The sequence below is a fragment of the Pseudoxanthomonas mexicana genome (assembly GCF_001556105.1).
Taxonomy (GTDB): domain Bacteria; phylum Pseudomonadota; class Gammaproteobacteria; order Xanthomonadales; family Xanthomonadaceae; genus Pseudoxanthomonas_A; species Pseudoxanthomonas_A mexicana_A.
Genome location: NZ_LSIF01000062.1, coordinates 26,065 through 41,018 on the forward strand (window position 1 = coordinate 26,065; position 14,954 = coordinate 41,018).

10 protein-coding genes are annotated in these 14,954 nt (G+C 66.1%); 6 read left to right on the forward strand and 4 right to left on the reverse strand.

What is annotated here, in order from left to right:
* Nucleotides 1-79: 79 nt before the first annotated feature.
* Genes AX730_RS11040 through AX730_RS11050 form a run of 3 tightly spaced genes read right to left on the reverse strand, consistent with a single transcriptional unit; the run spans nt 80 to nt 5,139 of the window.
* Entirely contained in the window at nt 80-3,244 is a 3,165-nt protein-coding gene (locus AX730_RS11040; RefSeq protein WP_062356212.1) for an efflux RND transporter permease subunit, read from the reverse strand.
* A 15-nt stretch (nt 3,245-3,259) separates the two neighbouring features.
* Nucleotides 3,260-4,435 carry an efflux RND transporter periplasmic adaptor subunit gene (locus tag AX730_RS11045; protein WP_062356215.1) on the reverse strand — a complete coding sequence of 392 codons (1,176 nt, stop codon included), beginning with the start codon at nt 4,433-4,435 and terminating at the stop codon, nt 3,260-3,262.
* Entirely contained in the window at nt 4,432-5,139 is a 708-nt protein-coding gene (locus AX730_RS11050) for a TetR/AcrR family transcriptional regulator (RefSeq protein ID WP_062356219.1), read from the reverse strand. Before AX730_RS11050 ends, AX730_RS11045 begins: the two co-directional genes overlap by 4 nt.
* A gap of 289 nt (nt 5,140-5,428) precedes the next feature.
* Between AX730_RS11050 and AX730_RS11060 the strand changes: the two genes are divergently transcribed.
* The 6 genes from AX730_RS11060 (at nt 5,429) to AX730_RS11085 (ending at nt 14,383) form a co-directional block, all read left to right on the forward strand.
* Nucleotides 5,429-10,501 (forward strand): NAD-glutamate dehydrogenase, encoded by a 5,073-nt coding sequence (locus AX730_RS11060; RefSeq protein WP_083537864.1) that lies wholly within the window; start codon nt 5,429-5,431, stop codon nt 10,499-10,501.
* A 74-nt stretch (nt 10,502-10,575) separates the two neighbouring features.
* Complete coding sequence (locus AX730_RS11065; RefSeq protein WP_062356225.1) at nt 10,576-11,181, forward strand: hypothetical protein; 606 nt, start codon at nt 10,576-10,578, stop codon at nt 11,179-11,181.
* A 29-nt stretch (nt 11,182-11,210) separates the two neighbouring features.
* On the forward strand, nt 11,211-11,978 hold the full coding sequence (locus AX730_RS11070) for an NAD kinase (protein ID WP_062356295.1): 768 nt from the start codon (nt 11,211-11,213) through the stop codon (nt 11,976-11,978).
* A gap of 119 nt (nt 11,979-12,097) precedes the next feature.
* Nucleotides 12,098-12,586 (forward strand): hypothetical protein, encoded by a 489-nt coding sequence (locus tag AX730_RS11075; RefSeq protein ID WP_062356228.1) that lies wholly within the window; start codon nt 12,098-12,100, stop codon nt 12,584-12,586.
* Nucleotides 12,587-12,639: 53 nt separating this feature from the next.
* Nucleotides 12,640-13,548: a 5'-nucleotidase gene (locus tag AX730_RS11080; protein ID WP_062356231.1), complete on the forward strand. Its 909-nt coding sequence runs from the start codon at nt 12,640-12,642 to the stop codon at nt 13,546-13,548.
* Nucleotides 13,549-13,648: 100 nt separating this feature from the next.
* A complete protein-coding gene (locus tag AX730_RS11085; RefSeq protein WP_062356233.1) occupies nt 13,649-14,383 on the forward strand; it encodes a hypothetical protein in 735 nt (244 codons plus the stop codon).
* A gap of 15 nt (nt 14,384-14,398) precedes the next feature.
* Here the strand turns inward: AX730_RS11085 and AX730_RS11090 are convergent, their stop codons facing one another.
* On the reverse strand, nt 14,399-14,941 hold the full coding sequence (locus AX730_RS11090) for a DUF2939 domain-containing protein (protein ID WP_062356236.1): 543 nt from the start codon (nt 14,939-14,941) through the stop codon (nt 14,399-14,401).
* Nucleotides 14,942-14,954 lie beyond the last annotated feature (13 nt).

The window sequence follows — 14,954 nt, forward strand, 5'->3', positions numbered from 1 at the left end:
AAAGACCGCTGCCCCTGACCCATAACGGAACAGCCCCGGCACTACCGGGGCTGTTCGAGTGGACCTGATCTTCGCGGAATCAGCGCGAAGCCGGATTCTCCTGCTCCAGCAGGTATTCCTTCGACGGCTCGTCCATCTTGTCGCCCAGTAGGCGCCGGACGGCCACGAAGAAGACCGGGATCAGCAGCAGGCCGAGGAACGTGGCGAACACCATGCCGCCGATGACGCCCGTGCCGATGGCGTGACGGGCGTTGGCACCCGCGCCGGTGGAGATGGCCATCGGCAGCACGCCCATGATGAAGGCGAACGAGGTCATCAGGATCGGGCGGAAACGCAGGTGCGCCGCCGAGATCACCGCATCGCGCAGGGTCCTGCCCTGCTTGCGCTCCATCACCGCGAACTCGACGATCAGGATCGCGTTCTTCGCGGCCAGGCCGATGATGGTGATCAGGCCGATCTTGAAGAACAGGTCGTTCGACAGCCCGCGCATCATGGTGAAGGCCAGGGCGCCGAGGGCACCCAGCGGCACCACCAGCAACACGGCCACCGGGATGGACCAGCTCTCGTACAGCGCAGCCAGGCAGAGGAACACCACCACGATCGACAGCACCATCAGCAGCGTGGCGCTGTTGCCGGCCAGGATCTCCTGGTACGACATGCCGCTCCAGTCGTAGCCGAAGCCCTGCGGCAACTGGTCGGTGACGATGTTCTCCATCGTCGTCATCGCCTGGCCGGACGAACTGCCGGGCGCGGCCGAGCCGTTGATGTTGACGGCCGAGTAGCCGTTGTAGCGCGACAGCGACGGCGGCACCGACGCCCAGTCGGATTGCACGATGTTGGACAACGGGATCATCGCGCGGCCACCGTTGGCCTCGGTCTGCTGGCTGCTGGGCGTGAAGATGCGCGAGAGCGACTCCGCACCGGTGCGGTACGGCGCGTCGGCACGCATGTTCACGCGCTTGATGCGGCCTTCGTAGAAGAAGTCGTTGACGTACACCGGCGCCAGCATCAGCTGGATGCCGTTGTAGATATCGCTCACGGACAGGCCCATCGTCCGCGCCTGCACGCGATCCACGTGCAACTGCAGCTGCGGAGCGTTTTCCAGCGTATTCGGGCGCACGCCCATCAGGCTCTGGTCCTGCGATGCGGCACCGAGCAACTGGTTGCGCGCCGCCATCAACGCCTGCTCACCCAGGCCCGCACGATCCTGCAGCCACATGTCGAAGCCGCCGAACTGGCCCAGGCCCTGGATGGTCGGCAGGTTCACCACGAAGATCTGTGCGCCCTTGATGCCCAACATCCGCTGGTTCGCCTGCTGGATGAACTCGGGTACGGTCACGTCGCGCTCGTCCCAGTTCTTGAGCCGGATGAACGCCATGCCGACGTTCTCGCCCTGCCCGAGGAAGCTGAAGCCGGCGATTTCCATCACGCCATCGAAGCCGTCCATCTGCTGCAAGGTGCCGCGGATCTGGGTGAAGACCTGCTTGGTCTTCGCCAGCGAGTTGCCGGGCGGCAACTGCACGATGGCCAGCGCGTAGCCCTGGTCTTCCTCGGGCACGAAGCTGCTGGGCAGGCGGGTGAACATGAAGCCGGCCAGCACGGTCAACAGGGCGAACACGATCATCCAGCGCGGCGCATGCTTGATGGCCGAACCGATGTGGCCCACGTAGGTCTTCTCGACCTTGCCGTAGTACTTCTCGAACGTACGGAAGACGATGTTCTTCTTCTCGTGGCTGTCGTGCTCGTGCTGCTTCAGGAATGTCGCGCACAGCGCCGGCGTGAAGCCCAGCGCCAGGAACGCCGAGAAGGCCATCGAGATGGCGATGGTCAGGGCGAACTGCTTGTAGATCTCGCCCGACGCGCCGCCCTGCAGCGCGGACGGAATGAACACCGCCGCCAGCACCACGGTGATCGCGATGACGGCGCCGGTGATCTGGCCCATCGCCTTGATCGTCGCTTCGCGTGGCGGCAGTTTTTCCTCTGCCATGATGCGCTCGACGTTCTCGATCACGACGATGGCGTCGTCGACCACGATGCCGATGGCGAGCACCAGCGCGAACATCGTCAGCTGGTTGATGGTGAAGCCGATCAGGCTCAGGCCCCAGAACGTGCCCAGCAGGGCAACGGGGATGACCAGCGTGGGGATGATGGTGGCGCGGAAGTTCTGCAGGAACACCAGCATCACCAGGAACACCAGGATCACCGCTTCGATCAGCGTCTTGACCACTTCCTTGATCGAGATCTTGACGAAGGTGGTGGTGTCGTACGGCGAGAACCAGCTGACGCCCTGCGGGAAGCTGGGCTGCAACTCGTCCATCTTCGCGCGCACGGCCTCGGCGACGTTCAGCGCGTTGGCGCCGGGCAGCAACTGGATGGCGAACGCGCCGACCGGTTTGCCGTTGAACTGGGTATCGAAGCCGAAGTTCTGCGCGCCGAACTCCACCCGTGCGACGTCCTTCAAGCGCACGGTCGAACCGTCATTGTTGGCGCGCAGGATGATCTGCTCGAACTGCTCGGGCGACGTGAAGCGGCCTTCCGCCGACACGGTGGCGGTGAACGCCTGGCCTTCGGGTGCCGGGTCGGAACCCACGGAACCCGCGGCGAACTGCACGTTCTGTCCACGCACGGCGGCCAGCACCTCCGTGGCCGACAGGTTGTAGCCCTGCAGCTTGCCGGGATCCAGCCACAGGTTCATGGCGTACTCGGAGCCGAAGTGCTGCGTGCTGCCAACGCCGGGAACGCGCGAGATCTGGTCGAGGATGCGCGAGGCGACGATGTCGTTGAGGCGGTTGCGGTCGATGCTGGGGTTGTCCGACTGCAGGCCCACCACCATCAGGAAGCCGGCGTTGGCCTTGGCGACCACCACGCCCTGCGCGGTGACTTCACTGGGCAGGCGCGGCGTCGCCAGCGACACCTTGTTCTGCACCTGCACCTGCGCGATGTCCGCATCGGTGCCGGTCTGGAAGGTGAGGGTGATCGAGGCTCGGCCGGACGAACTGGAGCTGGAACTGAAGTACAGCAGGTTGTCGATGCCGGTGAGCTGCTGCTCGATGACCTGCGTCACCGAGCGCTCGGTGGTTTCGGCGCTGGCGCCGGGGTAGGTCGCGCTGACCGTCACCTGCGGCGGCGCGATGGAGGGATAGGACTCGACGCCGAGGTTGAGGATCGCGATCACGCCAGCCAGCGAGATCAGGATCGATACGACCCAGGCGAAGATCGGGTGGTTGATGAAGAACTTGGGCATGGGGGCGGGTCCTTCTTACTCGGCCTTGCCTTGCACCGGCTTGGCCTGGGCGGCCTTGGCCGCGGCGGCCTGCTCGGCGGTGATGCCCTTGGCGGGTGCGCCTTCCTTGACTTTCTGCAGGCCTTCGACGATCACCTGGTCGCCGGCGGCCAAGCCGTCGGTGATCAGCCAGTTGGCACCGATCGCCTGCTGCGTCACCACGTTCTTGCGGGCGACGTTGCCATCCTTGCCGACGATCATCGCGTAGGCGCTGACGGTGTCGCGCTGGATGGCGCCCTGCGGCAGCAGGAACGCACCCTTCTGCTCGCCCAGCGTCGCGCGCAGGGTGACGAAGGTGCCTGGCAGCAGCGTGCGTTTGTCGTTCGGCACGGTGGCGCGCAGCGACACGCTGCCGGTGGCCGGGTCGACGACGGTATCGGAGAAGTCCAGCGTGCCGGCCTGGTCGATCACCTGACCGTTCGGCAGCACGATCTGCACGGTGCGCTGGCCGGCACCCGCCAGTTCGACCTTGCCTTCGCCCTGCGCCTGCTGGATCGACTGCAGCTCGCTGGAGCTCATCGAGAAGTTGGCGTACAGCGGATCGATCTGGTCGATGGTGGTCAACAGCGTGGCATCGCCCTGGCCCACCAGCGCGCCTTCGGTGACCTGCTGCTTGCCGGCGCGGCCGGAGATCGGCGCGGTGACCGAGGCATAGCCCAGGTTGATGCGGGCGGTCTCGACGTTGGCACGGGCCTGCTGCACGGCGGCGGCGGCGCTGCGCTCGGCGGCTTCGGCGTTGTCCAGGTCGGACCGGGACACGAACTTCTGCGGCGCCAGCTGGCGCGCGCGGTCGGCCGAGACCTTCGCGTTCGCGTAGGTGGCCTGCGCCGATGCCAGGTTCGCCTGCGCGGCACTCAGCGAGGCCTGCAGCGGGGCGGGATCGATCAGGAACAGCGTCTGGCCTTCCTTGACGTCGCTGCCTTCCTGGTAGACGCGCTTCTGCACCACGCCGGGCACGCGCGCGCGTACGTCGGAACTGCGGATGGGCGAGAGGCGGCCCACCAGGTCGCGCTGCAGCGGCACGTTCTGGGGCGTGGCGCTCATCACCACCACTTCGGGCGGCGGCATCTGCTGCTGCTCGGGCTTGCTGCAGGCCGCGAGGGCCGCCAGCAGCGCGCTGGCCAGTACGAGGGAACGGATGGGGGACGTCATGGGGAAACTCCGTTTCTTTTTCTTGAAGACGTGGAAGAGGGAAGCGATGAGCGGATGCTGCGGCCGGCGGGTGCAGGCGGCGTCATGTCGTGATCCGGGAGGGGGGCGAATGCCCGCAGGAAGGCGTCCACTGCGAACTCGGCCCAGCGGTGGCGTGCACGGTCGCCTGCGCGGTGACCTACGCCGAAACGCTGCCGGTCGAAATCCATTCCCACGATCATGCTGAGCAGCAGCTCCGCGGCGTAGTGCGGATCGTCATGCCTCAACCTGTCCTGGTCCATCGCATGCTGCAGCCAGGTGGCGAGGCGCTGGACGAGAGTATCGCAAGCCTGACGGTAGAGATCGCGTGCTTCGTCGGGAAACTGGTGCGCTTCTGCGGTGAGCAGGCGGCTGGTGGAGACGACCGCAGGGTCGCACAGATGCCTGAGGTGCTCCGTGGCGAAGGCGAGCAATGCGGCACGGGGATCCTCCGCCATCGGTGACAGGCGGACGGTGGCCAGGTCCTGGTGTTCGGCGATCACGCTGCGCAGCAGTTCCTGCTTGCTGCCGAAATGCGCATAGAGCGTCTGCTTCGAGCATCCCGCACGCGCGGCAACCGTGTCCATGCTGATGCGGAAGCCCTGTTCCGACATGAGTTCGCGCACGGCCTGGTGGACGCGGGCGCGACGCTGATCGGGCGCAGAAAGGTCGGGGGAGGGTCGCATGCGGACTAGACTATACCGTCCAGTTCAGAATTTTGACAGGCTTGAAAACAAGATGTTTCCGTGCACAAAGCAAGCGCGCCAAGTTGTGAAAAACACGTGACGATGCGGCGCGTCGCCATTCGCAGCCGCATGGTGCGGCCGCACCATGCCGCATACGAGAATCCAGTGCGGCGCTAGACAATCCGCGATGCGATTGCAAGTCGCGCCTATGACGCCTCGCAGCAAGTCTTGTCATGGCACCCGGAGATACAATGACCATTCGACTACCACTTGTTGAGTCATCCTCTGCATGAACGCTGCGCGCAGCCCCAAAAAAGCCTCGAAAAACACGCCCAAACCGGAAGCCGCCAAGGCCACGACATCCGTGAGCCCGAAGGCAACGCCCAGCAAGAGGGTGGCTGCCCGACCGGTGAAAGCGGCGAAGGCCGCGGCGGACAAGGGCAATGCGGTGGCAAAGGCAGGCGAGGCGTTCTCGTTGTCCCCGATCCTGGCGGCGATCCGCAAGCGGGTATCGGGCGCTGTCGCGCAGGCCGAGGCGCAGACCTTTGCCGAGGCGTTCTACAAGCGCATGGAGGAGGACGAGTATCCCCACCACAGCGCCGATGGCTGGGCGGCGATCGCTGCCGACACGCTGGCCTTCGCACGTACCCGCAAGGCGGGCACCGCGAACGTGCGCATCTTCAATGCCACGCAGAAATCGCATGGTTGGGAATCGCCGCATACCGTGCTGCAGATCATCAACGACGACATGCCGTTCCTGGTGGACTCGGTCAGCATGGCGCTGGCGGACATGGGCGTGGGTGTCCATGTGCTTGGCCACCCGCTGGTCCGCTTCGCCCGCGACAAGGCCGGCAAGGTGTCGGCGGTCGGCGAGGGTAAGCACGAATCGCTGATGCTGCTGGAAATCGATCGCCTGCCGCCGGAAGAAATGGCGCAGATCGAGAAGCGCATCCGCCTGGTGTTGGGCGAAGTCCGCTCGATCGTGCGCGACTGGAGCGCGATGCGAGAGAAGATGCTGGCACTGGCCGATGACATGGCCACCCGTCGCATGCCCGTCGACGACGATGGCCGCCGCGAAGCGCAGGAGTTCATGCGCTGGGCCGCCGCCGACCACTTCACCTTCTTCGGGTACCGCGAGTACCGCGTCGAGAAGGGCACGGGCATCCTGGCCGCCGTCGAGGATAGCGGGCTGGGCCTGCTACGCGAGGGCGACACCCAGCCGCCGCGCAACGTGAAGACGCTGGCCGCGCATTACCTGCCGCAGGGCGGTTCGGTGGATGCGCTGATCCTCACCAAGACCAACCGTCGTTCCACCGTGCACCGCCCGGGCAACATGGACTACATCGGCGTGCTCGAGTTCGACGCGCAGGGCAACCCGATCGCGGAGCAGCGGTTCATCGGCCTCTACACCTCCAGCGCCTACAACCGCCGGCCGTGGGAGATCCCGCTGGTGCGCGAGCGCCACGAGTACGTGATGCAGAAGTCCGGCCTGTCGCCGAGCGGGCACAGCGGCAAGGCGCTGCGCCATATCCTGGAGACGCTGCCGCGCGAGGAGCTGTTCCAGTCCAGCGACGAGGAGCTGTTCCGCACCTCGATGGGCATCCTTGGCCTGCAGGAGCGCGTGCGCAGCAAGCTGTTCCTGCGCCGCGACCGCTACGGCCGCTTCTATTCGGCGCTGGTCTACATCCCGCGCGAGCGCTTCAACACCGACGTGCGCCTGCGCATCGAGTCGTTGCTGAAGGACGCGATGCGCGGCGAGTATGTCGACAGCAGCGTGCTGCTGGGCGAATCGCCGCTGGCGCAGTTGCACCTCACCATCCGCCCGAAGGCTGGAGAACAGGTCGACGTGGACACGGCGTCGCTCGAGGCCGATATCGCGCACCTGTTGCGCAACTGGCAGGACGACCTGCGCGAAACGCTGATCGCGCGGCATGGCGAATCGAAAGGGCTGTTGCTGGCCGGCAGCTACGGCCGTGCGTTGCCGGCGGGTTACATCGAGGTGGTGTCGCCGGAAGGCGCCGCGCGCGATGTCGAACACCTCGCCGCGTTGAATGGCACGGACGACCTGCGCCTGAGCCTGCACGAGTCGCGCCGCAAGCGTCCGGGCCAGGGCCGCCTGCGCCTGAATCTCTATCGCCAGGAAACCGACATCCCGCTCTCCGACGCGCTGCCGCTGATGGAGAACATGGGCCTGCGCGTGATCTCCGAACATCCGTTTCGGCTGGAAACCGCGCAGGGCGCGCGTTACATCCAGGAATTCGAGGTCGAGCCGGTCAGCGGTGAGGTCGATGTCGAACGCCTGGCGCCGACGTTCGAGGATGCGTTCGCCCGCGTCTGGAGCGGCGACGCCGAGAACGACGGGTTCAACAAGTTGGTGCTGGGCGCCGGCCTGGCCTGGCGCCAGATCGCGCTGTTGCGTGGTTACTGCAAGTACCTGCTGCAGACCGGCGTGCCGTTCTCGCAGAGCTATGTCGAGGAAACCCTCAACCGCTACCCGCTGCTCGCGCGCTTGCTGGTGGAACTGTTCGAAGCACGCTTCGATCCGGCGACCGGCAGCGAAAGCAAGACGCAGGTCAAGGAAGGCCAGGATCGCTTCGCGGCGCAGCTGAAGGCGCTGGCCGGCGACGACGAAACTACGGCGAAGACGCTCGCCAGCCTGGTGGATGCGCGCGGCGGCAAGCGCGACCAGCAGGTCGAGTCGGCGCACAAGGCGCTGGTCAAGCTGATGGATCGCGTGTCCAGCCTGGACGAGGACCGCATCCTGCGCGGCTTCATGGGCGCCATCGAGGCGACGCTGCGTACCAGCTTCTACCAGAGCGGCAAGGACGGCCAGCCGGCGCACACGATCAGCTTCAAGTTCGACTCGGCCAAGGTGCCGGACCTGCCGAAGCCGCGCCCTTACCGCGAGATCTTCGTCTACGGCCCGCGCGTTGAAGGCGTGCACCTGCGCTTCGGCCCGGTCGCGCGTGGCGGCTTGCGCTGGTCCGATCGGCGCGAGGACTTCCGCACCGAAGTACTGGGTCTGGTGAAAGCGCAGATGGTGAAGAACACCGTGATCGTGCCGGTCGGTGCGAAAGGCGGCTTCTTCGTCAAGCGCTCGCCGGTCGGCGGCGACCGCGATGCGGTGCTGGCCGAAGGCATCGCCTGCTACAAACTCTTCATCCAGGGCTTGCTGGACATCACCGACAACATCGTCGGCAACAAGATCGTGCCGCCGGTGGATGTGGTGCGCCACGACCAGGACGACCCGTACCTGGTCGTCGCGGCCGACAAGGGCACGGCGACGTTCTCCGACATCGCCAATGGCCTGGCGATTGAGCATGGCTTCTGGATGGGCGACGCGTTCGCCTCCGGCGGTTCGGTGGGTTACGACCACAAGGGCATGGGCATCACCGCGCGCGGCGCGTGGGAGTCGGTCAAGCGTCATTTCCGTGCGATGAATCGCGACAGCCAGTCCGAGGACTTCACCTGCGTCGGCATCGGCGACATGTCGGGCGACGTGTTCGGCAACGGCATGCTGCTGTCCGAACACATCCTGCTGCTGGCCGCATTCGACCACCGCCATATCTTCCTGGACCCGACGCCGGATGCGGCACGGTCGTTCAAGGAGCGCGACCGCATGTTCAAGGTGCCGCGTTCCAGCTGGGCCGACTACGACGCCAAGCTGATCTCGAAGGGCGGCGGCATCCATCCGCGCAGCGCGAAATCCATCGAGATCACGCCGGAAGTGCGCGCCGCGCTCGGCATCGCCGACGGCGTGAAGTCGATGACGCCGAACGAACTGATGAGCGCCATCCTGAAGTCGCCGGTCGACCTGCTGTGGAACGGCGGCATCGGTACCTACGTCAAGGCCGCTGGGGAGACGCACGCCGATGTCGGCGACCGTGCCAACAACGGCCTGCGTGTCGATGGCCGCGACCTGCGCTGCAAGGTGGTGGGCGAGGGCGGCAACCTGGGCCTGACCCAGTTGGGCCGCATCGAAGCCGCCCAGCACGGCGTGCTGCTCAATACCGATTTCATCGACAACTCCGCCGGCGTGGACACCTCCGACCACGAGGTGAACATCAAGATCCTGCTGAACGGCGTGGTGCAGGGCAAGAAGCTGTCGATGGACGCCCGCAACAAGCTGCTGGCCGACATGACCGGCGAAGTGGCCGAGCTGGTGCTGTGGGACAACTATCGCCAGAACCAGGCCATCAGCCTGATGGAGCGGATGAGCGTGTCGCGCCTGGGCTCGAAGCAACACTTCATCCAGACGCTGGAATCGCAGGGGTTGCTGGATCGCCAGATCGAGTTCCTGCCGTCCGACGCCGAACTGGCCGAGCGCAAGGCGCGGGGCCAGGGCCTGACGCGACCCGAACTGTCGGTGCTGCTGTCGTACTCCAAGCTGGTCGCGTTCCAGCAGCTGCTGGAATCCGACATTCCCGAAGATCCGTACCTGTCCAAGGAGCTGCAGCGCTACTTCCCGCAGCCGCTGCAGAAGAAGTACGCCTCGGAGATGGAGAAGCACCGCCTGAAGCGCGAGATCATCGCGACCGCGGTCACCAACACCACCATCAACCGCATGGGTGCGACGTTCCTGTTGCGCATGCAGGAAGACACCGGCCGCTCGCCGGCGGAAGTCGCCAAGGCCTTCACCATCACCCGCGAGACGCTGGATGCGCGGGCGCTGTGGAACCAGATCGACGCGTTGGACGGCAAGGTGCCGGAGTCCGTGCAGATCGATGCCTTGCAGGTGATCTGGCAGGTGCAGCGCAACTTCACGCGCTGGCTGTTGACGCGCCAGGGACCCATCCCGGCGATCGCCACCGCCGTGGAGCGCTACCACGACGGCTTCAACGAGATTCGCGCCGCCGACGGCGTGTTGCCGGATTCGCTGCGTCCGGCGTACAACGCGACCCTGCAGGAATGGAAGGACAAGGGACTGCCTGCGGCACTGGCGGGCCAGATCGCCGCGCTGCCGTACCTGGAGCCGTCCTGCGACATCATCGAACTGGCGCGCGCGCGCAAGCTCAAGCCGGTCGACGTGTCCAAGGTCCATTACCGCCTGGGCGAGGCCCTGCACCTGCCGTGGCTGCAGGAACAGATCGAGGCCCTGAAGGTCGACGGCCGCTGGCATGCGGTGGCCCGTGGCGTGCTGCGCGACGAGCTCGCCGCGCACCAGCGCACGCTGGCCAACCAGGTGCTGTCGCTGCCGGGCAGTAACGCCGACGCCAAGGTCAAGGCGTGGCTGGGCCGCGACGACGCGGGCCTGCGATTCACGCTGAGCATGCTCAACGAGCTGGCGGCGCAGAAGACGCTGGACTATCCGACGGCGTCGGTCGCGGTGCAGCGCTTGGGACAGCTGGCGTCGCAGGCCTGATAAAGGCGCTGCACGCTGGTTAGAATCGAGGCGGCCCATCGGGGCCGCCTTTTTCTTTTGAGGGAGAGTCAGGCATGCGCAGGATCGCAGGACTGGTGTTGCTGTCGTGGGCGGTCACGGCGAACGCGGCCGAGCCACGCAGGCAGATCGGGCAGGTCGACGGCCAGCCGGTCTATGCCGACCAGATCGTGGGCGACACCCGGCAAGCACGCGCCGACAGCGCGAGCGAGGTGTTCATGGCGCCGATGCTGCGCCAGTGGATGCGGGAGCACACGGCTGCCAGCCGCCCCACGGAGGCGGAAAAGCAAAGCGCCGAGAAGGCGATCGCCGAGTACGCGGCATGCAGTGGCAATGGCTATGCGCTGCCGGAAGCGGCAGGACAGAAGGATGCCGTGCTGGTGATGCTGATCGGCAACGTGAAGCTTCAAAAGCAGCTTTACGACGCTTACGGCGGCGGACGCCTGCTGTTCCAGCAGGCCGGCGTCGAGGCATTCGATGCGACCCGGAGGATGCTGGAAGCGCGCGAGGCCGGGGGGCGCTTCGCCATCACCGATCCGGAGGCGAGGGCCTTGGCCTACGACTACTGGACCCGCGACCATGGCGCGTTCATGATCACCGACCCCGCAAAGATCGCGGACGCGCTCGACGTGACATCATTGATTGCCCGTTGTCCCGCCTGACTGCGCGCGCCGCCGACCTGGAGCCACGGATGTCCGACCCGCGCATCGCCTTTCTTGCCAGCCCCACGCCCGAAGCGCAGGAGGCGCTGGCGGCCCTGCAGCGCGAACACGGTGCGCATGCGCCCGACCAAGCGGACGTGCTGTGCGCGTTGGGTGGCGATGGTTTCATGCTGCAGACGCTGCATCGGCATGGTGCGCTGGGCAAGCCGGTATTCGGCATGAAGCTGGGCACGGTCGGCTTCCTGATGAACCACTACCGGTCGGACGATCTGGTCGAACGGATCGCGGCGGCCGAGCCCGCCAAGCTGCGGCCGCTGGAGATGCAGGCGATGACCGAATCCGGCACCTCGACCTCGTCGCTGGCCTACAACGAAGTGTCGCTGCTGCGCCAGACGCGGCAGGCGGCGCACATCTGCATCGACCTCAACGGCGAGACCCGGCTGGACGAGCTGATCTGCGATGGCGTGTTGACCGCGACGCCGGCCGGTAGCACGGCGTACAACTTCTCGGCGCACGGCCCGATCCTGCCGCTGGGCTCTCACACCATCGCGCTGACGCCGATCGCGCCGTTCCGCCCGCGACGCTGGCGGGGCGCCATCCTGAAGGCCGACACCGAGGTGCGTTTCCGTGTGCTGGACCCGTACAAGCGTCCGGTCAGCGCCACCGCGGACTCGCACGAAGTGCGTGACGTGGTGGAGGTCACCATCCGCGAATCGCGCGACCGCACGGTCACGTTGCTGTTCGACCGCGAGCACAACCTCGAAGAACGCATCCTCAGCGAACAGTTCATGACCTGAGTCGCATTGTCCCCACGGACATCGCGATTTCGCCGCGTTGCGGCTTGCCGGCTCATCTCACGCATGGTATCCAGCGCCCCGTAGCGGTTCGGTTCGCATCCACCCGGGGAGGGGTCTCGATGCAGATCAAGTGCGCGTTGGCGCTGTGCGTGTGGCTGGTCGCCGGAAACGCGGCCGCCTGCAACCTGACCACCGGAACCACGCCGTTCATGACGAGTGGCTTGTCCTCGGCTGGCGAGGACGCCGGACTGAAGCCGCCGGAACTGGAGCTGGTGGAAGTGACGCGGGGTGTGGACGGCCGCGCGTCCTGCGATGCCAGCGGCTTGCTGACGCTGAGCGTGGCGTGGCCGCGTGGTACCGACTACAAGCTGCGTGACCTCGGGTTCGAATTCCGGGTGGTGGGCGAAGACTCACTCGCGATCTTCCCTGGTGAGCCGCTGAGCGGACGCGTTGACGGGCGACGCAGCGAGTTCGTGTTCCTCTGGCGGGACGGTCCGCCTGCGAGCCAGGCGCGCATCGACATGGTCGTGGAAGTCCGTGCGGTGACGGCCGACAACCGGCGGGGACCACCGGCGCAGGTGCGCGTCGTGTCCGCGCCGGGCGGGTAGGGCAGGGATGTCCAGTCTCGCGTCCTGCGCCAAGGATCGCGGATACTGTGCGCATGGCCGACAACACTCCCCGCCTGCTGACCGTCGCGGTCACCTCGCGCGCCCTGTTCGATCTTGAAGAAAGCCACGCACTTTACGAGCGCGAGGGTGTGCAGGCCTACGCCGATTTCCAGCGCACCCACGAGGACGACGTGCTGGCACCCGGCATCGCCTATCCGGTGGTACGCAAATTGCTGGCGCTCAATGCCGGCGCATCACCGGAAGCGCCCCGGGTCGAAGTGATCCTGCTGTCCCGCAACTCCGCGGACACCGGCCTGCGCATCTTCAACTCCATCCAGCACTACGGACTGGGGATCGTGCGCGCGACGTTCACCGCAGGCGAGCCGACCTGGCCTTACGTGAAGCCGTTCGGCACGGACCTGTTCCTGTCGGCCAATCCCGAATCGGTGCGGCGGTCCCTCGAACACGGCATCGCCGCCGCCACCATCCTGCCGGCGGGCGCACCACAGCTGCGCCACGAACACCAGTTGCGCATCGCCTTCGACGGCGATGCAGTGATCTTCGGGGACGAGAGCGAACGCATCTCGCGCGAACAGGGCGTGGAAGCGTTCGGCAAGCATGAGCAGGCGCGCGCGCGCGAGCCGTTGTCCGGCGGCCCGTTCCGCAATTTCCTCTCGGCGCTGCATCAGTTGCAGCAAGCGTTCCCGGCGGACGAGCGTTCGCCGATCCGCACTGCGCTGGTTACTGCACGTTCTGCACCAGCGCACGAACGTGTGATCCGCACCTTGCGCGAATGGGGTGTGCGCCTGGATGAAGCGCTGTTCCTCGGCGGGCGACACAAGGGGCCGTTCCTGGAAGCCTTCGGTGCCGACATCTTCTTCGACGACTCGCAACACAATATCGACAGTGCCCGCCAGCACGTTGCCGCCGGTCACGTTCCCCACGGCGTTGCGAATCCGTGACGCATATCGCGCCGCGCCTGTCCGGCCGGTGCGGACCTCCCCGATAGGTTGAGCACAAGCAGCTTCGCAGCCTGGTGAAGCGCGGTTCGGGGAGCGTGTCGTGTGCCTGGAAGAACGTGAAGGTCGCCTGTGCCTGTTCCATCGCCGGCGCGAATGGAACAGCCAGCGCATCACCGAAGAGAAAGTCTACGACCTCGAACTGAGCGCCGCCGCGTGCCGGGTGGTCCAGTGGGGCGGAGACGGCCCGGATTTCTGGGCGTACGTGGATGACGGGTGGCATCTGTACTACGTCAGCTACTGGCTGCCGTTGAAAAAGCGCGTGATACACGCGAGGCGCATGGCCTCCGCATCGTTGCAGGTACTGTCGCCGCACTACGCCACGATCGGCGACGGTCTTTTCTGCAGAGGGGCCCAGATCGCGGATGCTGACCTGCACAGCTTCCAGCTGGTGCCGGGTACACGCTATGCGTACGACAGCGGGCATGTCTATGCCTTCACGATCACCGAAGGACTGGACCGGCTTCCGCATGCCGGCGGGCCGCTCTACTTCCTGCCGCGTTGCGAACACTTCGCCGACCAGCAGGATTTCTACTGGCAGAGCAACTGGACCTCCAAGATCGAGCGCGTGGGCGCGGATGGCGCGGTCGACAATTACGAGAAAACCAGCGTGCTGCTGGCCAACGTGTGGCACGACGAGGAGACGGACGATGAGCTCGAAGCATCGATTCGCGCGGCCACGCTGGATGCCGTGCGTACGGTGGGCGACATGTTCAGGGTCGCGTTGCCGAACGTCGATGCGCTGTGGACACAGCCGCGTCCCCGCCTGGCAGGGTGAAGCCGCGGACGTGGCTCAAAGCGGCAGCCGGATGTCCGTCAGCCGCCACCGCAATCCCTGCCGGGTGAACACAAGTACGATGGGACTGCCGTTTTCGTCGTGGACGGTGGCGGTGAAGCGGGACAGGGATTCGTATTGGTGCTCTGCGCCTTTCAGCGGTTCGGCCGGTACGGGAGGGGCATACGTGTCGCCGCCGACGGTCTCGCCGATCGCGCGCTTCCACGTGGCGCGTCCCTGCAGCACGGTGGCGATGCCCATCGGCGTGACCAGCGTGTCCACACCGCGTCCAAGCACCTGGTTGGCAATCGACAGGGCCGCCGCGCCGAACAGGTTCGACGACACCTCCGGCCCGGCCTTGCGGGCCAGATAGTCCTCGACCTGTGCGCGCAGGTTGACCCGCAGTGCGGGAAAGTCGACGTGCTTCTGCAGCTTGGTCGTGTCCTGCTCCGCCAAGGCGGTGCGGATGCCGTGGATCGCGAGATAGGGACCGGCCACCACGTACGTCGCCAATCCCAGCAACACCGCCAACAACGCACCGCCTGCGAGCCACTTCTTCATCGACGAGCCCTTC